The sequence below is a fragment of the Psychrobacter sp. 1Y10 genome (genome assembly GCF_052259005.1).
GTDB lineage: Bacteria > Pseudomonadota > Gammaproteobacteria > Pseudomonadales > Moraxellaceae > Psychrobacter > Psychrobacter saeujeotis.
On record NZ_JBQQES010000003.1, the window covers coordinates 277,903 to 300,684 of the forward strand.

Here is a 22,782-nt window from a genome sequence, read left to right on the forward strand (position 1 = left end):
CTGATTTTTATAAGTTCGGCTTAAACATAAAACGACATTAATATTTACAACTGAATCAAATATCGCAACCCCATAGGCTTTGCAATCATAGGTGTGCCCTTGTTATATTCTCCGCTTTACCAAAGCATTCGTTTGATTTTGTTTGGTGCTATCAGCTTAACCGGCTTGACTGTCAGCGCTGCCACAATAGACAACGATGATAAGCAGGCAGCAGCGCCGCTAATTTCTGACAGCCCTAGTATCGCCAATCCTCCTATCAAAGACTACAGCAGCAGTAATAAGAGCTTAAGCGCTACAACAACTGCGGATGTTGCTGCAACTACAGTAGATCCTTTGAGCATGAAGCACAGTGCTGATACTACAATGAGCCATCAGGCTGATGACAACAGCTATCCACTAGCTTCTAGCGATAACTTTAACGCCAGTGATGATTTGGTTGCCAATAATACAGTGTCTAATACTGATAATGCCACCTTAACAATCTCTGAAACCACACACAGCTCAAGCATTGATGTTAAAGCGTCACAAGACAATAACGATAGTAATGATGAAAAAAATACAGTACAGGCAAATCAACCTATAAAGCAGAATCTAGCAATTGAGAATAGCCGTCTCGATATCAATGATGAGAGCGTCCAAGACAGCTTGATGCGTTTAGCAGAGTTTTATGAGTTGACTCCTGATACTGATCCATCAACCTTAAGAAACAATAATGTCGATACTATAAATCCTGAACAAACTATAAGCACAGAACAAGACGATGTTCAAAATAAATCGACAACCACGACTCAAAACATCCCTGAAGTAGGCAAAGAATTAAAGTTACTTCCAAACACAGTGGATAGTGCCCAGCGCTGCGAAGGTCAATGGGTCAGTCCTAAGCGCAACCCCAATTATCAACGTGCAGTCAATGAGGCCGGCGGACAGACAAACACTAACCTTAGTGGCATTCCTAATGAGCAAGCGCCTCTGTTTTCGGAGTCTGACTATGGGTACTATAATAATGTAGATTATGCTGAGCTATCTGGCAATGTTATTATTGACCAAGGTAGTCAGCATATTGAAGCCGACAAGGTGATGCTTGATCTGGCCAATGGCACTGCTGCCGCACAAGGCAAAGTCATGTTTACTGACCAAGTCTCTAATAGCAACAATCAAAGTAGCAACAACGCCAGTATGACTGATAAGTCTTTGAAGGGCGGTCTTATTGGGGTCGCAGACAACCTAGCATATAATACAGAGACTGGACAATCTACTGCTGACGAAGTCGCCTTTGCTAGCGTAGAATTGCAAGCTCATGGTTATGCCAAACGTTTGCATCGACCTAATGATACTCAGTATGAGCTTGATGAGGTAATGTTTAGTACTTGCCCGCCAACCAACCGCAAGTGGCAGTTTGATGCCAAAAGTATTGATCTAGATACCGAGACTGGACGCGGCGAAGCTTACAATACTACTTTTCGCATTGCAGATATTCCTGTATTTTACCTGCCTTACTTCAACTTCCCTGTAGACAGTCGCCGTAGTAGTGGCTTTTTATTACCGAGCGCAAGTATTGGTAGCGAAAGTGGACTGGAAATTGATGTCCCCTACTATCTTAATCTAGCGCCTAACTATGATGCCACACTCAACACTCATCTCTATACCAACCGTAACCCTATGCTATCTGGCGAGTTTCGTTATTTAACTGAAAATTATGGCAAGGGCATATTTAACGGCTCATACTTACCCAATGACAGAAAATATGATGGCGAGGATCGCAGCAGCTTTTTTTATGATCACTCCTGGTCATCAAGTAGCATCCCGCGTTTAAGTGGTGATGCCAAGTACAGCTATGTGTCTGATGAAGATTACTTAAACGACTTTGATACCCTTGGTTTGTCTGATAGTACAGTAAACTTACCGAGACGCGCTCGGCTCAACTATTACAACGACTACGTTAATGGCGAACTAAAGCTTGAAACCTTTCAAACACTTGACGCTTTTGATAACGATGGTGACGCGTTAGAAGACAAAGACAAACCTTACTCACGCTTGCCGCAGTTATCGCTCAATTATCGTCTGCCTTGGTTAGACGCCTTTGACATTACAGGCGTTCACGATTCAGCTTACTTCAAAAAATCTATTGATGATGGCTCTGAAGACGAAAAAAGCGGTATACGTGTCTATAACAAATTAAGTACTACTTATCCAATTGAAACGGCATGGGGTTATGTAAAACCAAAGCTTAGTTTGCAACACTTATACACCTCTTATGATCAAGACAGCTTAGAAGACAACCAACTGAATAAAGAAGATGGTAGTCAATCGGTCTTTGTACCACAGGCCAGTATTGATGCTGGATTGCACCTTTATCGTGCAGGCTCACCTTTTGGTGCTTTTGACGACACCATGGGTGGATATCAGCTACTTAGCCCGCGTCTAAAATACACTTATTCGCCTTTTGAAGATCAAAATGATATACCCAACTTTAATACTCGTATTGCGTCTATCAATTATGAACAGCTGTTTTCGGACAGTTGGTTTTTAGGACATGACCGCTTGCAGGACTTGCATGCCATTACTCCTGGTATCAATTATCGTTACATCGATGCAACGGGCGTGACACGTTTTGATGGTAGCATTGCAGAGCAGTTCTACTATGGTGATGGTCGCGTCAATCTCGATGATCAAACGCCCGTATTTAACACGTCGTCCTCTGGGATGGTATGGAATGCTAGCGCTCAACCTTATAATAATGTGTGGGTTGATGTTAGTGGCGCTTTAAATAATAGCTATGATATTAACTACCTTACGACAGAATTGCGTTACCAGCCATCAAACAATAGCCTATTCAACGTCGGTTTTGTGAAGCGTCAACGTGATGAAAACACGGATCAGTTGCCATTGTCTGCATTTACAGCATCTGCTATTTTCCCTATCAATAATAGCTGGCGGGTGCTTGCACAAGGACAGTACGATTATCGCAGCGATAAGATGCTGGATGCACTCGTTGGTATTGACTATGAGGACTGTTGTATTGGTTTTGCGGTTTATGGTCGTCGCTACTATAATGATCTAAACCTTAGAGAAAAACCTACACAAGCGGTCATGGCAGAAATCAGACTTAATGGGCTTGGCAGTAGTAGCAGTCGTCTGACTCGCTTACTCGCAGATAAAGTCCTAGGTTTTGAGCCAGTACAAACAGCGTGGAAAGACTAACAGCTACTTTAATAAGCTCATCAAAATTAGATATGTGAGCGTTAATATAGCAAGCTGTGCCGTATAACAAGTTGAAAAACAAGTGTGAATAATCACAGAATAATATTGTAAGCAAAACATCCAGTACACAATTATTTGCAAGAGAATACGCAACGTGTCACAAAGATAATTGCCCAACTATCATCCGATGCGATGACATTGACGAGGAGCATCATGAGATTTTTTTCTTTACACCAGACCAACCGTGCTGTACTAGTTTCTATGAGTATCAGTGCAGGCGTTTTATTAAGCATTAGTAGCCAAGCTGCACCAGCAGATACGCAAACGAACGCTGTGGCTACTAGTCAAGATGACAATGCTCGTTTAACGTCCGCTAGTAGTACTGACGGTATCATCGCTTTGGTCAATGACAATGCTATCTTAAAAAGTGACTTGGTAAATGCAATTGCACAAACACAGGCACGTGCGAAGGCCGCTGGCGAACCTATTGCCAATTCAGCACAATTGCAGTCTGAGGTACTAAATGCGTTGATATTGCGCGAGTTGCAATTATCATTGGTTAATCGTGTCGGTCTAAAGCCCGATGAGGCTGCTATTAATCAACGTCTTGCACAAATCGCTCAGTCTGAAGGACTTACTAGTATTGGTGCGCTACAGCAGCGTCTTGATGCCAACCAAGCTGGAAGCTACGCGGCTTTACGCGCAAAACTGATCGAAGATGCTGCTATTCAAGCATTACAGCAGCGTCAAATCACTAATCGGGTGCGCATCAGTGAGCAAGATATTGATGCATTTTTGAGCTCTCCTGAAGCAAAACGCCTAAATCAAAGTGAGTATCAAACCATCCATGTTCGCGTACCTTATATAGATGACTATAGCCGCTTGTCAGAAGCTCAGCGTAGTGAGGCACTAAAAGTCGCGCAGAATTTGCGCACTCGCCTGCAAGCACCAAATGTCGATGTCGAAGCTGTGGTCGCTGAGGCCCAAGGCAGTTACCCTATTCCATTACAAGGTGGCGATATGGGTTATCACAAAGCTGCTGCCCTACCTACAGAGCTATCTAGCGAAATTACCAAGCTTGAAGTTGGCGCCGTTAGTGCTCCATTAGTGACCCCTGAAGGTATTGACATTATTAAACTGGCTGACAAAAAAGCCAGTGATACCATGATTATACCGCAGTGGCATACTCGTCATATTTTAGTTAAAGCTGATGAGCTTCAAACAGAAGCCCTCGCTGAACAGAAGATTAATGATTTGTACAACCAGCTACGTCAAGGAGCAAGTTTTGCTGATTTAGCATCGACTTATTCTGACGATCCAGGCTCAGCAGGACGTGGTGGTGATCTTGATTGGGTTAGCGAAGAAGATATGGTTGGCCCGTTTGAAGCTGTTATGAAAAACACTACCGTTGGTGATTACTCCGCCCCTTTCAAAACTCAGTTTGGTTGGCATATTCTAAAAGTAGAAGACAAACGTCAACAGGATGTTAGTAATCAATATCGTCGCAATATGGCTCGTCAAGCGCTTTATCAACGCTTAGCACCGCAAGCGCAAGAGGATTGGTTACAAGAGTTGCGTGCTGGCGCTTATATTCAAGTTCTTAACTAAAAGATACCTACCTTACTGCTCACTTATACAATATTTGATAATCCTTAAGGGCGTATATCTCTATATACGCCCTTTTCGTTCTTTCAAAATTTTCTATAGTAGTTAAGATTCTTATATATTGACTATTAAACATTACTTTTTTTACGTTCTGTAATCAACTTCTGATATGCTAGTATCAATGTATAAAACTAAAACCTAGTTTATCGAAACTATATTTATTTAAATTCTTCTGTAGTCATTTGTACTTTTTCTAACCTTTATTAATAATAACAGTAACAATCAGCTGATGTTTGGTAAATATAATGCTACGACAGTTTGTTAGGTTCGAGGATTCATTCCTTGATTGCTTTATTTCGAGTGAAAAAATCACGATGTAAGGTCTTACAGACTATCGAGGATATTATAAAGGCGAAAGGATTGCATCGCCGTGCATTCTTTATAACTCCATAATCATAATTTATATTTGGGATACATAAGCGTGAATAACAAATTGACTGGCAGCGACTTAACACGAGCAATGCTGAATCGTGGCGATAAAAAGATTTGGTGTGCAGTAGACGATGATAGCGATGCACGTGCTATCAGTGATCAAATTGACAATGATTTTACCGCTCGTATCGTATCTTTCCGTGATGGAAAGTTTTATTGTACCGCTGGTATGACTTGGCTATATGCTGTACCTATCAAAATTGCTCCATTGACACAACAAGAAGCCAATTTATAAATAAAATTGGCTTTGTGACATTAGAATGAGTGCTATTGTTCTAATATCTTATCGTGCATAAACGGTTTTTATCTAAAAGCATATATGTAAATACATATATATGCTTTTTTGTACTTGCAGCTAGCGCATTAAACTCAATAACATTTTATTCAACTTCAACTATCTATCTCACAAAGAAAAGCCCCGAACCTTGGGCAATTAGTTCGGGGCTTTAGCGCTTCATGTTATTGTTATTGTTCTTCCTTGATGACTCATCCTAAGTCATAAACAATAACTTATAAAACAGCGGGCTGACCTGTACTCATAAACTTATTGTCTCAACACTGCATCCTTGCCTATCCTTGTGTTGATGAAGCTATTGTATGGTAAACGGATATGGGTAGCTAGAGGCTAAAAGCTCTATTTACTGTACGTTTTGGCTTACATGTATTCGTTTAAACGAATTAAAAAAAGAGGCTGTTTGAGCACGGTTTCAATGATACTCTGCATGTTCTTTTGATACTTTATCACCTTCTTTTTTACCTTCTTCGATTTTATTTTCTGTCTCTTCAATATCTTCAGTTTGGGCAGTCGGTGCATTTTGTTCTTGCTTATCTGCTTCCTCCGGTTCGTACTGCAAAGTTGTCATGACAGGAAAATGATCAGAACCTACAGACGGCATACGCTGAATATTAACTACAGTAAAGCAAGCACTATGAAATAAATGATCTAATGCCCAGCGTAAAAATGGGTACTTAACATGGAAAGTATTGATAAAATGACGACCAATACGTGGGTCTAGCAATCCTGAGATACGTTGAAAGCGTCGAGTGGTCTTTGACCATGCGACATCATTGAGATCACCTGCTAATATTGCTGTCTGATTATTTTCTTTAATGTGCTTACCAACCATCAGTAGCTCAGCATCACGAGTGGTTGACTTATCGGCTTCTGTGGGACTTGGCGGCATCGGATGCAAGCAGTACAGCCAGATGACTCGCCCACTTTGCAGACGCAGTTGTGTATGGATAGAAGGTATATCATCTATCATTAAGTACTTAACTTGAGGGTCTATCAACTCAAGCTTAGAATACAGGTGCATACCATAAAGATTATCTAGCGGTATTTTTACTGTATAAGGATAATCAGGCTCAATTTGATTAAGCGCCTTTTCCCATTTCTCATCACTTTCTAAAGTAATCAAAATATCAGGCTGCTTTTGTTTGACCAAATCAACCAGTTTTTGTGTCTCATCATTGGGAGTCAGGACATTTGATACCATGATTTTAAGCTGATATGCCTGCTCTTCTGGCTTGTCTTTTGCATTTTGGACTTCTTTTTTCCATAATTTAGTATAAGGCAATACCATTCTAAGCTGAAAAGCCAACGTAACAGTTAAGGTAATAAACAACAACCACTGCTCCCATTGCCACTCTGACCAAAACACCAACATGCCAATCCACGCGATAATACCCAGTACCATTATTTGAATACGTGGAAACTCAACACCTCTCACCCACCAGTTATCAAGAGGTAACCAGCCCCAGATTGTCACAAATGCGATGAATCCTGCTAACCATTGCATGCCATAATATAATAAGGAGATATCCATAGTATGTATTAACCGTTTGTTAGTTTGTGGGTGAGATTTATGATTATACTTACCTTAAATTAAACGACAAAAGTCCATACCGTTTTTCTCTAAAAACATTTAGGCTTTTGCTTTAGGTGCTTATATGAGTAAGTCTATTGAACATTTATATTAGGTACACACTTTAGCATCTCATGAGACTATCGCCTATTGCTAAACATTACTTAAGCATAGACTGTCATAAAATATTACAAACGCTATCTATAAGAGATATAAAGAGAAGCGCACTCAATCCTATTTGAGCCAAATAACAAGATAGTAATCGGCCCAAGAGCTGGTAAATGTATTCTCCATTAAATGCTCGCCTTAAAGTAATAACCAAAAGTTATAATAGGCACAGTTAATAGTGTGCAAAAAACTTCGAAAAACCACTGAAATATCTTGATTTTTAACGTTATTCACGGCATTGTTACTGGTTGACGACGTAATAACTGATTGTAAACAGGATTAGACTTCATGAGTAATTTAACAGTAGGGTTGGTAGGCTGGCGTGGTATGGTTGGGTCAGTATTGATACAACGTATGCAAGAAGAAAATGACTTTAACGGTATCACGCCTGTGTTTTTTTCGACGAGTAATGCAGGTGGTCATGCGCCAAGCTTTGACGGCGTTAAGACCAGCCAACTTAAAGACGCTCATGATATTGCTGCCTTAGCAGCGTGCGATGTGATTATTACTTGCCAAGGTGGCGATTATACATCAAAAGTTCATCAGCCGTTGCGTGACAGTGGCTGGAGTGGTTATTGGATTGATGCAGCAAGCACTTTGCGCATGGAAGATGACAGCATCATCATCCTTGATCCAGTGAACCGTAGTGTCATCGATAATGCACTGGCTCATGGCAAAAAGGATTTTATTGGCGGCAACTGTACAGTATCACTAATGCTAATGGCTATCGGTGAACTGTTCAATAAAGGCTGGGTCGAATGGGTCAGCGCCATGACGTATCAAGCAGCTAGCGGCTCGGGCGCAAACAATATGCGCGAGCTTATCAATGGTATGGGCGTCTTGCATGATGCAGTTAAAGATGAGCTGGCTGATCCTGCCAGCGCCATTCTGGACATCGATAAAAAAATTGCGCAGACCCAGCGCGCAGATAACTTTCCTAAGCAATATTTTGGCGTACCGCTCGCAGGCAGTTTGATCCCTTATATCGATGCTCAGTTAGACAACAAGCAATCCCGTGAAGAGTGGAAAGGTGGTGTTGAAACCAACAAGATCCTTGGCAACTCTGAAGCTGACAATATCGCTATTGACGGTATGTGTGTGCGCATTGGCGCCATGCGCTGCCACGCTCAAGGCTTAACCATCAAGCTCAAAAAAGATATCCCATTAGAAGAAATCGAAGCGGCGCTAAAAAATAGCGGTAACGAGTGGTTAGATGTGGTCGAAGATGATAAAGAGGCTACCGTGAGCCGTTTAACCCCAGTAGCCGTGACCGGTACATTGACTGTAGCGTTAGGACGCTTGCGTAAGCTAAACATGGGGCCTGAATATCTAGGTGCATTTACCGTTGGTGACCAGCTGCTATGGGGTGCCGCTGAACCTTTGCGCCGTATGCTAAATATCATTCGTGAGCAAAATAGCTAAACTGGATGTTTTAAAGTTAAAAGTAAAAAACTAAGAACCAAAAAGACAGCAGAGGCTGTCTTTTTTGTGGATATTAATTGGGCTGATAGGCAATCATCACTTCATTGCGACGCATAAACGGTAATGTCCATGGCGGATTATAACGTGCAATCTGGGGTGTACTCATTATATTCAGATTTTGGCTTTGCATCCAAGACTGTAGCTCTTCTGTCTTTTTTGCGACCTTATCAGTTCCTGCCAATCCTGAAAACTTGATAACGCCATAATTCTGTACGGGTACTTCCTTAATCTCAATATTTGGGTTGTTGGGCTTAGGCAATGTTTGTATCGTATATTGGCTTGGCATAGTAAATTGCACGCGCCACTTACCATCGTCTCGTTGCATGCTTACGGGCGCGGTCATGGCAATCTTTTGCGACTCACCATTGTCTTGGTTGCTTTTAGGTTCCATAGTGACAGGCGCGGTCATACTAATCTTACTGCTCTTCCCATCTGACGCCGTATTATTCCCAAAGATATAATCTGCCAAAACCTTAAACCCTTCGCGACTGGCATCATTTTGATCACCTGTCACCCACGTTTGAGCTACCAGCTGTTTATCGTAACGACGTAACTCAAAATTATCGGCTTTTAACAAGATAGTATAATCTGGTTCCTCGACTGCCATAGCTGCTCCTGATATTAGTAATAGGCCACTTATTAGTAAACCATTGAATAGTTTTTTACTCGTAAAAAAGTCAGTTGCTTCAGTCATACTATACCCTCGCTATTCAAAAGTAAGATTAAATACTTTCACTATCTCATTGTTCACTCTAGCAAGTGTACGATGATCCTGTCTGTATTTTTTGGTTATAGTAAAGAATACTTTCATAGCATTATTCACTGCTGCTAAACTTCTAGGTCCCCAAAAAAACCTAACAATGTTATAATTAGCACCATTTTCATAGCTTACATAGCGGTTATCATATGCAATTTGTTTTACATAAAACAGCCACTGGCGGGACGCGTGCACGCCGTGGTACAGTCCATCTCAATCATGGTGATGTACAAACACCCGCCTTTATGCCTGTCGGTACTTATGGCACAGTTAAAGGTATGCTGCCACGCGATATCGAAGCCATCGGCGCTGATATTATATTGGGCAATACTTTTCACCTATGGCTACGTCCTGGTACTGAAGTAATTGATAAATTTGGCGGCTTGCATAAGTTTATGCATTGGGATAAACCCGTCTTAACCGATTCGGGTGGTTTTCAAGTGTTTAGCCTCGGTGCGATGCGTAAAATTACCGAAGAAGGCGTCAACTTTAAGTCGCCCATCGATGGTGCCAAGGTGTTTTTGTCACCAGAAAAGTCGATGCAGATTCAGTATAGTTTGAACTCAGACATCGTTATGCAATTCGATGAATGTACCCCCTATCCTGCGACTCATGATGAAGCGAAAAAATCTTTAGAGCTATCATTGCGTTGGGGGCAGCGCTGCGTTGACGAGCATAATAGACTGGGCAGTACCAATGCGCTGTTTGGTATCATTCAAGGCAGTATGTACGCAGATTTGCGCAAGCAATCACTTGAAGGTCTACTAGAGATTGGTTTCGATGGTTATGCAATAGGTGGTCTGTCTGTTGGTGAGCCAAAAGATGAGATGATGGATGTACTAGACTATATCCCAAATGCGATGCCAGCAGACAAACCACGCTATCTAATGGGCGTTGGTAAGCCTGAGGACATCGTCGAGGCAGTCCGTCGCGGTGTCGATATGTTTGACTGCGTTATGCCCACTCGTAACGCCCGTAATGGTCATTACTTTGTCACAGGCGACACAGACAATGCAGGTGTGGTACGTATTCGTAATAGCCAGTATCGTAACGATGAAGGCCCGTTAGATCCTGAGTGCGATTGCTATACTTGCCAGAACTTTAGCCGTGCTTATTTATATCACCTTAATAAATGCAAAGAGATGCTGGGCGCGCAGCTGGCCACTATTCATAATTTGCGCTATTACCAGCGTTTGATGCAAGGTATCAGAGACGCTATTGAGCAAGATAAGTTTGATGCATTCGTCAGCGATTTTTATCATCAGCGTGGACAGACGGTTCCTGAGCTAAATTTGCGTTAATTTAAGTACGTCTTACTTGGTAAACTTTTAGCTAAGTCACAAAACAGAAAAATGCCAGACAGTGTTTACTGACTGGCATTTTATTTTTCAGATAATCATTATTTTTTAAACAGTATAGTTTCTTATCATTGCAAAAACGTGAGTGTCTTTAGATATGATCTTTTGGCAATTCACTCATCGGAATGTCAGGATGCTTTCTTAAATGTAAGATTGCAGTGAGCAAACCACCCCATATAAGTAACATTGAAATAATCATAAAAATAATTGCTGATGTTGTCATAATAAATTCCTATTAAGATTTCAATTTGATTAGTGTGCATCGTCAATCAAACGAGATTCATCATCTTCATCATCGTGATGACCTCTTATACGAGAAAGTATAAACGCTCCTAATCCAAAGAATACCACAACGCCCCAACCAAATAATAATAGTATGGTAGTAGAGTAACCCTCGTAAGGCTCTTGAACCAAATTAATAAGCTTCAAACCTAGGGCGATGGTCAATACGGTTGGTGTGATAACCGTCAACATAAATACCCAAGCACCACCTAGTTTGACACTTGAGATGCGGTTGATATGCTCTAATAAGCCTGGAATTTTATGGCGATTAAACCATGTTACCCAAACAATTGACATCAAGCCACCAGCGACGATACCGATATTATTTGCAAAGTGATCGATAACATCTACTAACACCAGTGAGCTACCAGTAGAGAACGCAGCAATTGATATTACAGCACATACCCCACCTATTGCAGCAACTGCTTTTTTACGTGACCAATCAAACTTGTCTTGAAAGGCTGAGATAGGTACTTCAAGGATACTCACTAAAGAACTGATACCAGCTACTACCAAAGAGCCGAAGAATAAGAAACCAATAAAGTCACCACTACTGCCCATCGTTGAGATAATTTTGGGGAATACAAAGAACGCTAGTCCCACGCCGCCACTAGCAACTTCAGAGACTTCTTGACCTGTTGACATGGCCATAAAACCAATAGCGGCAAAGATACCGATACCAGCAATCAATTCAAAAGATGAGTTAGCGAAACCTACCACTAAACCTGCGCCAGTTAAATTGGTATTTCTTTTTAGATAAGAGGCATAAGTCACCATAATACCGAAACCGACCGATAATGAGAAAAACACATGGCCATAAGCTGCAAGCCAAACGTTAGGATCTTTCATTCTCTCCCAATTTGGTTCAAAAAAAGCATTCAAGCCAATTTCAGCGCCTGGTAAATTAACAGCTTTAAATACCATAATGCCAAACAATACTATGAGTAGTGGAATACAGATTTTGTTGGCAAGCTCGACTCCCTTACGGATACCGCCAAACATAATTAACATGGCTAATGCCCAAACGATGAGCAAACCTATAAACATCTGTGGTACGAATACAGAAGTCAGATCTCCTGTATGCTGTACAAAGTCGCTGACAAAGAAGGTTGTGGTATCTTCGCCCCATTTTTGTCCAAACGAGAAAACCATATAACTGCCCGCCCATACAATAACGGCGGCATAATAAATAGCAATGATAAAAGAGACAAGCGTCTGCCACCAGCCCACAAACTGGGCAGATTTCACCATTTTCTTGTATGCACGTGGCGCGGCAGCGCGATACTTATGTCCTATAATATAATCTAAAAACAACAGCGGAATACCTGCTGTTAATAAAGCAATAAGGTAAGGCACCATAAATGCCCCACCACCGTTATCATAAGCCACATAAGGGAAACGCCATATGTTACCTAGCCCTACTGCCGAACCGACAGCTGCTATGATGAAACCAGTCCTACTCGACCAATTCTCTCTTGGTTCTGCCATATATTCCTCCTAACACTACAATGATAAGCTACTCAAACTTCATAAACCAAGAGATAGCTAAATTAGCAAAAAAGATGTTATACATTATTTTTAATTAAAATAGGTTACTATAATCTTACTGAACATATTTAGAAAGTGTCTGCTAAACATTACAAAAAGTCAAGTACTCATAGACATAAAAAGCCATAACATTTAGTTATGGCTTTTTGTCTATCGATATTAATAGAGAAGAATACAGAGAATGGAGAGTTTGTATTAAAAGAGTCTTAGCGCACCACACCTCGTTTACTATACTGTAAAGAATCAATAAGCAACTGGATTTTGGGTTCTTTTGGCAATAAATCCTCTTGCAGAATTTTGAGTGCCTGAACGGTGGTTAATCCAGATCTAAAAATCGTCACGTATGCTTGTCGCAACATATCTATAGTGTGCTGCGACCAATCTTTACGACGCATGCCTTCAATATTGAGTCCATGGGCATGTGCTGGATTGCCTGACACCATAGTAAAAGCAGCGACATCTTTTAGAATCAGACTAGCACCGCCAACCAAGCTGTAATCTTCTACTCGGCAAAACTGATGTATGCCTGAGTTACCACCAATGATGGTATGGTTGCCGATAGTCACGTGTCCTGCAATACCGACATTATTTGCCACTACATTGTGATCACCTATCATGCAATCATGCGCAATATGAGTATTGACCATAAATAGATTATGATTACCGATCTTGGTTAACTTGTCATCTTGTACCGTACCACGATGAAAGCTACAAGCTTCACGAATGGTATTATGATCACCTATTTCAAGCCATGTACGCTCACCAGCATACTTTAAATCTTGTGGATTTTCGCCGATACTTGCAAACTGATAAATTTGGTTATGTTTGCCAATTCGAGTGAGTTTGGTCACTACCACATGCCGATGCAAAATCGTGTGTGCACCAACCGTCACCTCATCACCGATGATACAATATGGTCCTATAATAGCTGTCTCATCAATCTTGGCAGATGGTGAGATGAGCGCTGTGGGATGAATCTGACTCATAATGCGGGCCTTTGTATCATTTAATACGAGAAATGGTAAAACAGAATACCAATAGTTTGGCCTTAAGGCCAATACCAATTATAACCAAAATTATTGTTGTTGATGATTATTCTCATCGCGAATATTAACATGACTCTCCAGCAAATTCAGTCAATTACTGATTCAAACGCTTCTATTATCAGCTTTTTATTGCTCTTGGCGAGCGATCATTACTTGAGCACTGGCAGCCAACTCATTTTCGACGTGTACGGTGCAGTCAAACTTGTAGATGCCTTGCTTTTGCATCACAGTCTTAGCACGGATGATTAGCTGATCACCAGGAATCACTCGGCGCTTAAAACGAACCTTGTCGACCCCTGCAAACAAATATAAGTAACCATCTTCGGCAGTTAAACCTGCACTAATAAAGCCTAGCACACCTGAAACTTGAGCCATAGACTCAACCATTAGTACACCTGGCATAATAGGCTCATCAGGAAAATGACCATTGAAGAACTCTTCATTGATGGTCACGTTTTTGATGCCAGTAATACATTCACCAGGTTTACAAGCTGTGATTTTGTCCACCAACATAAAAGGATAGCGATGTGGCAAATAATGCTTGAGGGTATGATAGGTTAATGGCAGTGTCAGACCTTGTTCAGATAATGTTTTGATGTCTTCGTCGTTTAAAGTATCTATGTCTGTAGCACTCATAAGGGGGCTTCCTTGCTTATATTACATATTGTTGATAAGAAAATTATTCTGTTGTTAATACACTTATAGATAACTTCAAATAAATAGATTTAGCTGTCACCTAGCTGACGGAAGCGTACTGCTGCTCGCCGCCACTTAGCGGTTGGCATTGCAGCTGTTCCCGAAGAGTATGATCCAGCACTCTTAATAGATTTTGTCACCATTGTCATACCTGATAAAGTAACATCATCTGTGATATCAATATGACCGTTGATACCTACTGCGCCACCAATGACACAACGTTTGCCAATAGTAGTACTACCAGCAATACCTGTATTGGCAGCGATAGCAGTACCAGCACCGATACGCACGTTATGAGCGATTTGAACCAGGTTATCAATAATGACGTGGTCACTGATGACAGTATCATCAATAGCCCCGCGGTCAATACAGGTATTACTACCAATGCGGACATGGCTACCAATGACCACACGACCCAGCTGTGCGATACGCTCCCACCCGTCAATACTTGGATCTTGAGACGGTGCAAAGCCAAAGCCTTCAGCACCAATGCTGACACCAGCATGTAATCTAACATAATCGCCAATAATACAATCATGGCCAATGACAACTTGCGACTTTAAAACACAGTCAGTACCAATATGACTATATGCTTCAACGATTACATTAGCATCCAGACAGCTACGATCACCGATATGGACATGCTCATTGATTACGCAATAAGGACCAATGCGGACATCAGCACCAATTACTGCACTCTTAGCGATAATTGCTGTCGGATGAATATTATTACTTTCTATAGTATGACGTACAAACAGCTGGCTGCTGCTAGCGTAAGCCAGATAAGGTGATGCAACGACCAAGACTACAGTTGGCGATGGTACTTGCTCACGATACTGCTCAGTGACAAGCACTACACCTGCCTGACTTTGCGCTAAGCTGGTAATGTAATTTGGATCTGCCAAAAAACTCAGCTGCGTACTATTTGCATCAGTCAGACTACCGACACCGTTTATTGATAGGGTTAACTGATCCATAGTAAGCTCAGCTTTATTCAATACTGGCTGACGCTGCTCGATTCGAGAAATAATTTGCTTAATCGTTATCATAATTAGCGTTAATATGATTAATAAGAATAAAATGGATGCCAAACTGATACTTCAGTTTAACAACCAATTAAATAATAGTTATAAAATAATACTAAGCGTTTAAAACCATCTGCATAATAAAACGACTTTACGTCTATACGCTTAACTAGAACGTGCTACCAATCTGGAACTGCACCTTTTCAGTCTCATCGTTTTCTTTATCGCCGATAGGTACAGCATAACTTAATGAGATAGGACCGATAGGTGTATACCAAGTGACCCCTGCACCCGCACTAAAACGTAAATCGTTGTCTTGGGTTAGCAATGGCACATCAGTATCACCAAAGGTGCGATCTTCTTTATCTGTGGTATCAAAGACCTGACCGCCTTCAGCGAATAGTACTGGACGTACTTGATCCGCCCAGTCACCTTTAAACGGCATTGGCAAAATCAGTTCAGTACCAAAGGTTGCTAACGCATTACCGCCAACCTCTTCTTTTTGAATACTCTCACGGTTGTTTACTGCGTTATAATAAGACTCAGAACGGGGACCGAGCGTCGACGCTTCATAACCACGTACCGAACCATAACCACCGGCGTAGAAATTTTCATAGAAAGGCAAGTCATTACCATAGCCAAGCTTAGTATAGCCGCGTGCAATCACATCTTTATACACAGGATAGTACACATTACCAGTATAGAGCAATTTCTGATAATTCGTATCGCCAAACCCAAAAGTGGCATTAACATTGTGGCTCATGCCTTTAGTCGGAAATACAGGGCGATCTAACGTACTATAATCCCACCCTAAAAGTAGGTTGTAGGTGTTATAGTCATTTTTAAAACTGGTTCGACCATCAAACTCCCCACTGAATTCTTCAGTAGTACCACCGTCATCAATAATTTGCTGAACGTTTGATACGCCAAGCCAGCGACCACCGCGTACGGCAGTGTTATCAAAATTGACTCCAGCACTGACGCGCTTGGTCTCATCTACAGGGTAGCTATAATTTAGTGTTGCGCCATAAGAGTCAGTGACATAGTTACTAACGTTACGATCATCATATTTAGTCTCGCGATAATAAGCGCTGACACCTTGGGATACGCCATTTTCTGTAAAGTACGGATCCGTATAACCTAAACTATAAGAATCACGTGTCTCTGAACGTGATAGCGCCGCTTTAACGCGGTTACCTGTACCCATAAAGTTGTTTTGGGTAAGATCTAGCTGGAACGTCACACCGCCACTTTGTGAATAACCTGCGGCAATGGTTGAGCTACCAGAAGGCTGCTCTTCAACCACATAATTGATATCCACTTGATCTGGTTGATTAGGGACTGGTTTTACATCGACATTGACTGCTTTGAAGAAGCCTGTACGCATCAAACGTGTACGTGATAGCTGTATCTTGTCGTTAGATGCCAGAGCACCTTCTAACTGACGCATTTCACGACGTAATACTTCATCTTGCGTTTTAATATTGCCATTAAAATTGATACGGCGTACATAAATAGGACGCGCAGGGTCAATGTAATAATCAATATCGACAACTTTGGTTTCATCATTAATGCGTGGTACTGGACGTACTTGTGCCAGATAATAACCCTCATTACCATAACGGCTTTTTAAAGCAGCGGTAGATGCATCAAGCTTGGCTTGCGAGTATTGCTCATTAGACGTAAAAGTCACCAGCTCGTCCAGCTCATCAGTAGCAAATTTTGGATCGCCCAAGAAGTTTATTTCACCGAACTGATACTGCTCACCTTCGCTTAAACTGACTTCAATGAACACACTACGCTTATCTTCACTGATATTTAGTACAGCGTTATCAACATTAAAGCGTACATAACCATCGTTTTGGTATAGGGCTTTTAAGTTCTCTAGACTGGCAGCCAGCTTTTCTTTCGCGTAGCGATCAGATTTAGATAATAGACGTGTCCATGAAGATTCTTTTACCGCAAAGACGTCTTTGATATCTTCATCACTAAAATGCTTATTGCCAATGACGTTGATGTCGACCACTTTAGCAGGCTTACCTTCGATAAAGCGCACATCTAACTTTACACGGTTGCCATCAAGCAAGGTCTGGTCCACTTCGATATTACTGTTGTAATAACCTTGGCTAATATATTGTTGTTGTAACTCATTAGCAACGCCTTGTAAGGTCGATTGTTTGAGCACATCACCTGCAGACAGTCCAGCGTTTTCAAGTCCTTGCTCTAGACCTTCTTCAGGAATCAGTTTATTACCTTCAAAATTTACTTCAGCGATAATAGGACGTTCGATAACATCAAAACTCAGCTGACCACCTTCGACACGGCTTTGGATATTTGCAAAATTGTCAGTGGCATATAGTGCTTTAATGCTGGCTGCAAGGCTACTGTCGTTGACTGTATCACCTACTGTCACAGGTAAGACCGGATACAAGCTATCAGGGGTTAAACGTTGTAGACCAGTAAAGCCAATATCAGTGACTACAAAGTTTGCCGCCTGCACAGGCATACTCATCATTGCTACAACTAACGGCAACCCAGCCGCACTCATAAATAAAGGCGTACGCATAAACACTATCCGTCAATAAAAAACTTGCTTAAGTTAAGGTAAAAAGCATATCTTGTCTAGTCCAATTGGTACGCAATTTGCGATTCAAACATGAACTGACAGAGGACACTTTATATAAAATGCATCATAAAATAAACTAAAAATTACGATTAGTACAGTTGCATCGATTCAAGAGCAATAGCAAACCAGCCAAACAACTAGAACATAATGTCTGTGTAGACGTTAGTATGTCATGCTTTAATTGACAAATAAAAAAGTATTTATTCAAAACAGTCTACTGATATCATTACCAATCGCTAACACCATGAAACCTGCCAGTAAGAGTAAACCGATATTTAATCCTACAATCTGAACTCCCTCCGATAAAGGCTTACCGCGAATCAGTTCAATAAGATGGTACACGATATGACCACCATCTAGTACAGGTATCGGTAATAGATTTAAAACTGCCAAGCTCAAACTAATCAAAGCGGCAGTAGACAGCACCATCTCCCAACTAATATCAAAGCTTTGCTTGGCAACTTTAGCGATGGTAATAGGGCCAGATAAGTTATCAAGGCCAATCATACCTGATATCATCTTACCCATTGAGCTGACCGTCATTACTGCTAGCTGTTCAGTCTTTTCAAACGACTTTACCATAGCCTCACCAGGACCATAAGCTACCGTGGTTTTATATGCATCAGGAATAACAATCTCAGTTTGTTCAACCATAGCACCAATCTGACCGTAGGCATTGCCTAGATTGTCTTTCTTACCTTGCGGCATAATCTGTAGCTGTACTGGTTCGCCGTCACGAATGACGGTAAAGTTTAGTAGCACCTCAGGATTGTCACGAATCATTCGTGTAGCACTGATCCAGTCTTTAATCTCTTTATTGTTAATCGCTATAATGCGATCGCCTACTTCTAGACCTTGACGTACGGCCGCTCCATCCGCTGATAAATCACTAACGATTGGTGCAATCTGTGGCTGCCAAGGTAACATCCCCAAACTGGTTAGCGCATCCTTACCTTTATCCTCACCCTGCATAAATTGCATGACAGGTGCTTGATAGGTCTTTGCGACATCTGTAGCTGATTCGTCTGTTTGTAGCGTTATACTGACATTACCCGTCTCACCCATTCGTCCAGCTAAACGATAGTTAATACCTTCCCACGTTTGTACTTCATGACCATCTATCGCGAGTATTTTATCCCCAACTGGCAATTGCGCCATTGCTGCGGGAGTATCGGGCAGTACTTGACCGATCTTAGTCGCTAATTGCTCAGATGGGGTCATAAACAATACCCAAAACAGCGCGATTGCAATGATAAAGTTCATGATTGGACCAGCTGCGACAATAGCTATTTTTTTTAACGGGTGCTGACGGTTAAACGCCAAATGTAGCTCATCCTTTGCCACGTCACCTTCACGCTCATCAAGCATCTTGACGTAACCACCTAGCGGCAGCATAGAAATACGATAGTCGATGCCGCTTTTTTTACTGGTCCAGCCTGTCAGCTTTGGGCCAAAACCAATAGAATATGTCAGTACCTTAACACCGCATAATCTTGCCACTATATAGTGACCCCATTCATGCAATGCGATCAGAGGTCCTAAGACAAAAATCGCTGCAAGTAGCGTTAGTAAAAACGTCATGATCTTTTCTCGTTTAGGTGACTCTGAATCTGGTTATGCCATCTCAGCCACAAGCGCTTCGGTGTGATGCCGTGCTATCTTATCAATTGCTAAAATATCATCAATATTCGCATTTAGGTCTAATAGTGGTACTTGTATTTCGGTTAATGCTTGCTCGTTAATATTGGCAATGTCAGTTAAACGTAGTTGTCCTGCTAAGAATGCCGACACGGCAATTTCATTAGCAGCGTTCAAAATTATCGTCGCTTGAGTACCTGCTTGCATGGCTTGACGAGCAAGACGCAGACAGGCGAATTTCTGCAAGTCTGGTTTAATAAACTCCAAACCGCTTAGTGCATATAAATCCAAGGGTTGAGAGCCACTATTAATCCGTTCAGGGTAGCTCAAAGCATGGGCAATCGGCGTTTTCATATCTGGGCTGCCAAGCTGCGCTAAAAAGCTACCATCGCTATATTCTACCATCGAGTGAATGATACTTTGTGGATGAATGACCACATTTATCTTACTTTCAGGCAAATCGAATAAATGACAAGCTTCAATCAGCTCAAGCCCTTTATTCATCATCGTCGCAGAATCAACTGATATCTTTTGCCCCATCGACCAATTTGGATGTTTGACCGCTTCGGCGATGCTTGCCTGCTGCATATGCTCAAACGACCGCTGTAAAAATGGTCCACCTGAAGCTGTTAACCAAAGCTTACGTACGCCATGATTTGATTCATGAATGCACGTGTTGTCTTGCTGTATAGCGGTTGGCAAACATTGAAAAATTGCATTGTGTTCAGAGTCGATGGGTAACAAAGTAGCATTATGCCTTTTGACCGCTGCAATCATCACTTGCCCTGCCATGACCAGCGCTTCTTTATTGGCAAGCAAGATACGCTTACCAGCACGTGCAGCAGCTAACGTCGATGGCAGTCCTGCGGCACCAACAATGGCTGCCACCACAGTATCGACTTGTGTATCGGTGGCAATGTCTATCAAACCGCTATCACCACTTACCACATCAATAGTTAAACCTGCCTCATTTAAACGCTGAGAAAAACTATCAACATTAGCCGTTGGCACACAAACACGCCTCGGCTCAAACTGCTGACACAGTGCAAACAACTTATCTAAACGCTGATACCCGGATAAAGCATAGACATCATAGTCTTGCGTATGTGCCGCCAAAATTGCTAATGTGCTGTCACCAATAGAGCCCGTTGCGCCAAGTACAGCGATGCGTTGCGTCATAACTACCAATGCCCATAATATTAATAAAAAAGTATCGTTAAGAACAAGAACCATTTAGCCAAAATTTCAAGTCAGTAAAGAATTGCTACTGACTTTACAAAATTTAGCGTAGACAAATATACATAGAGTGAAGTAGATGCAAATTTAGACAAGGAGCAGTCCCAAATGTTGCAAACTCCAAAACCCGAGGGCAAATATCGGAGTTGCAGATAATAGGGAATCAATACGATCTAGAATACCACCATGACCCGGTAAAATAGTTCCTGAGTCTTTCACCTTGGCACGGCGTTTGAGCATTGACTCAAATAGATCACCCAATACTGAGGCAAGAATCGTCACAGCTGAGAGCGCGATAAAAGCGATCAATGCCATACCTGTCAATTGCAGCTTAAAGACACTAATAGCGATAACCACCACTAAGCCAGTTACCAAGCCGCCAGCTAACCCCTCCATACTCTTATTAGGAGATACGTTGGGTGCCATCTTACGTCGACCAAGCTTGCGTCCCACAAAGTAAGCACCACTGTCTGCACACCATACCAATAAGAATACATACATTAGCCACCAAGCCGATAACTGCCATAAATAAAACATTGCAGTGATAGAGGCCGTCAATATCACCACCCCCATCAGGCTCAGCTTTTTACCATACCAATTTGTGTATGTTGGAAAACTACGAACCCAAGATAACGCCAGCAGCCAGATGACTAAAGACGCTACCCACCAAAGCACCCATGTGACTTCAAACATCAATGAAACTAAGGTGATGGCCAGCACCATCACAACAAAGACAACAGGCTGACGCCATTTGGGCATCAGCTTCGTCCATTCGTGCGCAGCAATAGTGACCCCAATTGCTAATAACGGTGCAAAGAAGATGGGCGTTTGGCTTGCAAACAATGCAATTCCAACAATAATAATTAAAATAATTGCTGTTTTAATCCGTTGCCACATACCAATCAGACCTTATAGTAAAAAGAGACATTTGCTCAATATTGCATTATAACAGTTAATATAAATGCATGACCTAGTGTGATGCCTGTGTGTCAATTTGTTCGCTGGTTTTGCCAAAACGACGTTGACGTTTGGCAAAATCTGCAATCATGTCTGCAAGCTCATTTGCTGCAAAATCTGGCCATAATGTTTGGGTAAAGAACAGCTCTGCATAGGCTGATTGCCACAATAAGAAATTGGAAATTCTATATTCACCGCCCGTTCTGATTAACATATCTACTGCGGGTGCATCCGCTAATTGAACGTATCGACCAAGCAAATCATTGTTGATGTCTTCAGCACGTAAGTCACCCGCCTCAACTTGTAAAGCCAGCTGCTTTGCAGCATGTGCAATATCCCATTGACCACCATAACTAATAGCAATCACCAGTGTCATCGCCTCAAAATAAGCCGTCTTGGCTTCTGCGTCGAGCATTAAGGTTTGTAAATCATCATCAAGCTGACTACGATCACCTATAAAACGCAACCGAATACGGTACTTATTCATGCGCGGCATTTGCTCATGAATGGTCGAGGTCAATAGGCGCATGAGTAATGCCACCTCACTTGGTGGTCGTTGCCAGTTTTCACTCGAAAATGCAAATACTGTCAGTACCTCAATGCCAGTGTCTAGACAATACTCGACGATAGGGTCTAGTGCATCTTTACCAGCAATATGCCCTTCCCCGCGACCTAAAGCCTTGGCTTTCCCATAACGGTTATTGCCATCCATAATGATAGCAATATGACGGGGAACAATAGTAGAACCTAGAGGGGGTAAAGTAGACATGGACTATACTGCTTATTATGAAGGTAAATTT

General features: G+C 41.7%; 17 protein-coding genes. 5 read left to right on the forward strand and 12 right to left on the reverse strand.

The window, feature by feature from the left end:
- The first annotated feature begins 99 nt into the window (after positions 1–99).
- From ACTXGH_RS06845 to ACTXGH_RS06855, 3 genes are all read left to right on the forward strand, one after another.
- Positions 100–3,201: an LPS-assembly protein LptD gene (locus ACTXGH_RS06845; RefSeq protein ID WP_439296054.1), complete on the forward strand. Its 3,102-nt coding sequence runs from the start codon at positions 100–102 to the stop codon at positions 3,199–3,201.
- Between the two features lie 213 nt (positions 3,202–3,414).
- Entirely contained in the window at positions 3,415–4,809 is a 1,395-nt protein-coding gene (locus ACTXGH_RS06850) for a peptidylprolyl isomerase (RefSeq protein WP_439296055.1), read from the forward strand.
- Between the two features lie 478 nt (positions 4,810–5,287).
- Positions 5,288–5,533 (forward strand): hypothetical protein, encoded by a 246-nt coding sequence (locus ACTXGH_RS06855; RefSeq protein ID WP_075102875.1) that lies wholly within the window; start codon positions 5,288–5,290, stop codon positions 5,531–5,533.
- Between the two features lie 472 nt (positions 5,534–6,005).
- On the opposite strand, the gene ACTXGH_RS06860 is transcribed toward ACTXGH_RS06855, so the two are convergent.
- Positions 6,006–7,124, reverse strand: a complete 1,119-nt coding sequence (locus tag ACTXGH_RS06860) for an endonuclease/exonuclease/phosphatase family protein (protein ID WP_439296056.1) — start codon at positions 7,122–7,124, stop codon at positions 6,006–6,008.
- Between the two features lie 495 nt (positions 7,125–7,619).
- Between ACTXGH_RS06860 and asd the strand changes: the two genes are divergently transcribed.
- On the forward strand, positions 7,620–8,753 hold the full coding sequence (gene asd / locus ACTXGH_RS06865) for an aspartate-semialdehyde dehydrogenase (RefSeq protein ID WP_439260649.1): 1,134 nt from the start codon (positions 7,620–7,622) through the stop codon (positions 8,751–8,753).
- Positions 8,754–8,826: 73 nt separating this feature from the next.
- Here the strand turns inward: asd and ACTXGH_RS06870 are convergent, their stop codons facing one another.
- Complete coding sequence (locus ACTXGH_RS06870) at positions 8,827–9,507, reverse strand: SOUL family heme-binding protein (protein ID WP_439296057.1); 681 nt, start codon at positions 9,505–9,507, stop codon at positions 8,827–8,829.
- 212 nt (positions 9,508–9,719) lie between these two features.
- Between ACTXGH_RS06870 and tgt the strand changes: the two genes are divergently transcribed.
- Positions 9,720–10,871, forward strand: coding sequence for a tRNA guanosine(34) transglycosylase Tgt (gene tgt, locus ACTXGH_RS06875; RefSeq protein WP_439296058.1), 1,152 nt, complete (start codon positions 9,720–9,722; stop codon positions 10,869–10,871).
- A 148-nt stretch (positions 10,872–11,019) separates the two neighbouring features.
- Here the strand turns inward: tgt and ACTXGH_RS06880 are convergent, their stop codons facing one another.
- From ACTXGH_RS06880 to uppS, 10 genes are all read right to left on the reverse strand, one after another.
- Complete coding sequence (locus tag ACTXGH_RS06880) at positions 11,020–11,151, reverse strand: methionine/alanine import family NSS transporter small subunit (RefSeq protein ID WP_299216392.1); 132 nt, start codon at positions 11,149–11,151, stop codon at positions 11,020–11,022.
- 29 nt (positions 11,152–11,180) lie between these two features.
- Positions 11,181–12,698: a sodium-dependent transporter gene (locus ACTXGH_RS06885; RefSeq protein ID WP_439260646.1), complete on the reverse strand. Its 1,518-nt coding sequence runs from the start codon at positions 12,696–12,698 to the stop codon at positions 11,181–11,183.
- A gap of 266 nt (positions 12,699–12,964) precedes the next feature.
- Positions 12,965–13,744 carry an acyl-ACP--UDP-N-acetylglucosamine O-acyltransferase gene (gene lpxA / locus ACTXGH_RS06890; RefSeq protein WP_439260645.1) on the reverse strand — a complete coding sequence of 260 codons (780 nt, stop codon included), beginning with the start codon at positions 13,742–13,744 and terminating at the stop codon, positions 12,965–12,967.
- A gap of 186 nt (positions 13,745–13,930) precedes the next feature.
- Positions 13,931–14,440, reverse strand: coding sequence for a 3-hydroxyacyl-ACP dehydratase FabZ (gene fabZ, locus ACTXGH_RS06895; protein WP_299216401.1), 510 nt, complete (start codon positions 14,438–14,440; stop codon positions 13,931–13,933).
- A gap of 89 nt (positions 14,441–14,529) precedes the next feature.
- Positions 14,530–15,549, reverse strand: coding sequence for a UDP-3-O-(3-hydroxymyristoyl)glucosamine N-acyltransferase (gene lpxD / locus ACTXGH_RS06900; RefSeq protein ID WP_439296059.1), 1,020 nt, complete (start codon positions 15,547–15,549; stop codon positions 14,530–14,532).
- 145 nt (positions 15,550–15,694) lie between these two features.
- Positions 15,695–18,091 carry an outer membrane protein assembly factor BamA gene (bamA, locus tag ACTXGH_RS06905; RefSeq protein ID WP_439296060.1) on the reverse strand — a complete coding sequence of 799 codons (2,397 nt, stop codon included), beginning with the start codon at positions 18,089–18,091 and terminating at the stop codon, positions 15,695–15,697.
- Positions 18,092–18,355: 264 nt separating this feature from the next.
- Positions 18,356–19,732 (reverse strand): RIP metalloprotease RseP, encoded by a 1,377-nt coding sequence (gene rseP / locus ACTXGH_RS06910; RefSeq protein ID WP_439296061.1) that lies wholly within the window; start codon positions 19,730–19,732, stop codon positions 18,356–18,358.
- 33 nt (positions 19,733–19,765) lie between these two features.
- Positions 19,766–20,968 carry a 1-deoxy-D-xylulose-5-phosphate reductoisomerase gene (gene ispC / locus ACTXGH_RS06915; RefSeq protein ID WP_439296062.1) on the reverse strand — a complete coding sequence of 401 codons (1,203 nt, stop codon included), beginning with the start codon at positions 20,966–20,968 and terminating at the stop codon, positions 19,766–19,768.
- Between the two features lie 144 nt (positions 20,969–21,112).
- Entirely contained in the window at positions 21,113–21,922 is an 810-nt protein-coding gene (locus ACTXGH_RS06920) for a phosphatidate cytidylyltransferase (RefSeq protein WP_439260640.1), read from the reverse strand.
- 73 nt (positions 21,923–21,995) lie between these two features.
- Entirely contained in the window at positions 21,996–22,751 is a 756-nt protein-coding gene (gene uppS / locus ACTXGH_RS06925) for a polyprenyl diphosphate synthase (protein WP_439296063.1), read from the reverse strand.
- Positions 22,752–22,782 lie beyond the last annotated feature (31 nt).

Excerpts from the sequence above, each read along its gene's own strand:
- ACTXGH_RS06860 (WP_439296056.1), bottom strand. The coding sequence starts at position 7,124 with ATGGATATCTCCTTATTATATTATGGCATGCAATGGTTAGCAGGATTC.
- ACTXGH_RS06885 (WP_439260646.1), bottom strand. The coding sequence starts at position 12,698 with ATGGCAGAACCAAGAGAGAATTGGTCGAGTAGGACTGGTTTCATCATA.
- rseP (WP_439296061.1), bottom strand. The coding sequence starts at position 19,732 with ATGACGTTTTTACTAACGCTACTTGCAGCGATTTTTGTCTTAGGACCT.
- bamA (WP_439296060.1), bottom strand. The coding sequence starts at position 18,091 with ATGCGTACGCCTTTATTTATGAGTGCGGCTGGGTTGCCGTTAGTTGTA.
- lpxD (WP_439296059.1), bottom strand. The coding sequence starts at position 15,549 with ATGATAACGATTAAGCAAATTATTTCTCGAATCGAGCAGCGTCAGCCA.
- tgt (WP_439296058.1), top strand. The coding sequence starts at position 9,720 with ATGCAATTTGTTTTACATAAAACAGCCACTGGCGGGACGCGTGCACGC.
- ispC (WP_439296062.1), bottom strand. The coding sequence starts at position 20,968 with ATGACGCAACGCATCGCTGTACTTGGCGCAACGGGCTCTATTGGTGAC.
- asd (WP_439260649.1), top strand. The coding sequence starts at position 7,620 with ATGAGTAATTTAACAGTAGGGTTGGTAGGCTGGCGTGGTATGGTTGGG.
- lpxA (WP_439260645.1), bottom strand. The coding sequence starts at position 13,744 with ATGAGTCAGATTCATCCCACAGCGCTCATCTCACCATCTGCCAAGATT.
- uppS (WP_439296063.1), bottom strand. The coding sequence starts at position 22,751 with ATGTCTACTTTACCCCCTCTAGGTTCTACTATTGTTCCCCGTCATATT.
- ACTXGH_RS06850 (WP_439296055.1), top strand. The coding sequence starts at position 3,415 with ATGAGATTTTTTTCTTTACACCAGACCAACCGTGCTGTACTAGTTTCT.
- ACTXGH_RS06920 (WP_439260640.1), bottom strand. The coding sequence starts at position 21,922 with ATGTGGCAACGGATTAAAACAGCAATTATTTTAATTATTATTGTTGGA.
- ACTXGH_RS06870 (WP_439296057.1), bottom strand. The coding sequence starts at position 9,507 with ATGACTGAAGCAACTGACTTTTTTACGAGTAAAAAACTATTCAATGGT.
- ACTXGH_RS06880 (WP_299216392.1), bottom strand. The coding sequence starts at position 11,151 with ATGACAACATCAGCAATTATTTTTATGATTATTTCAATGTTACTTATA.
- fabZ (WP_299216401.1), bottom strand. The coding sequence starts at position 14,440 with ATGAGTGCTACAGACATAGATACTTTAAACGACGAAGACATCAAAACA.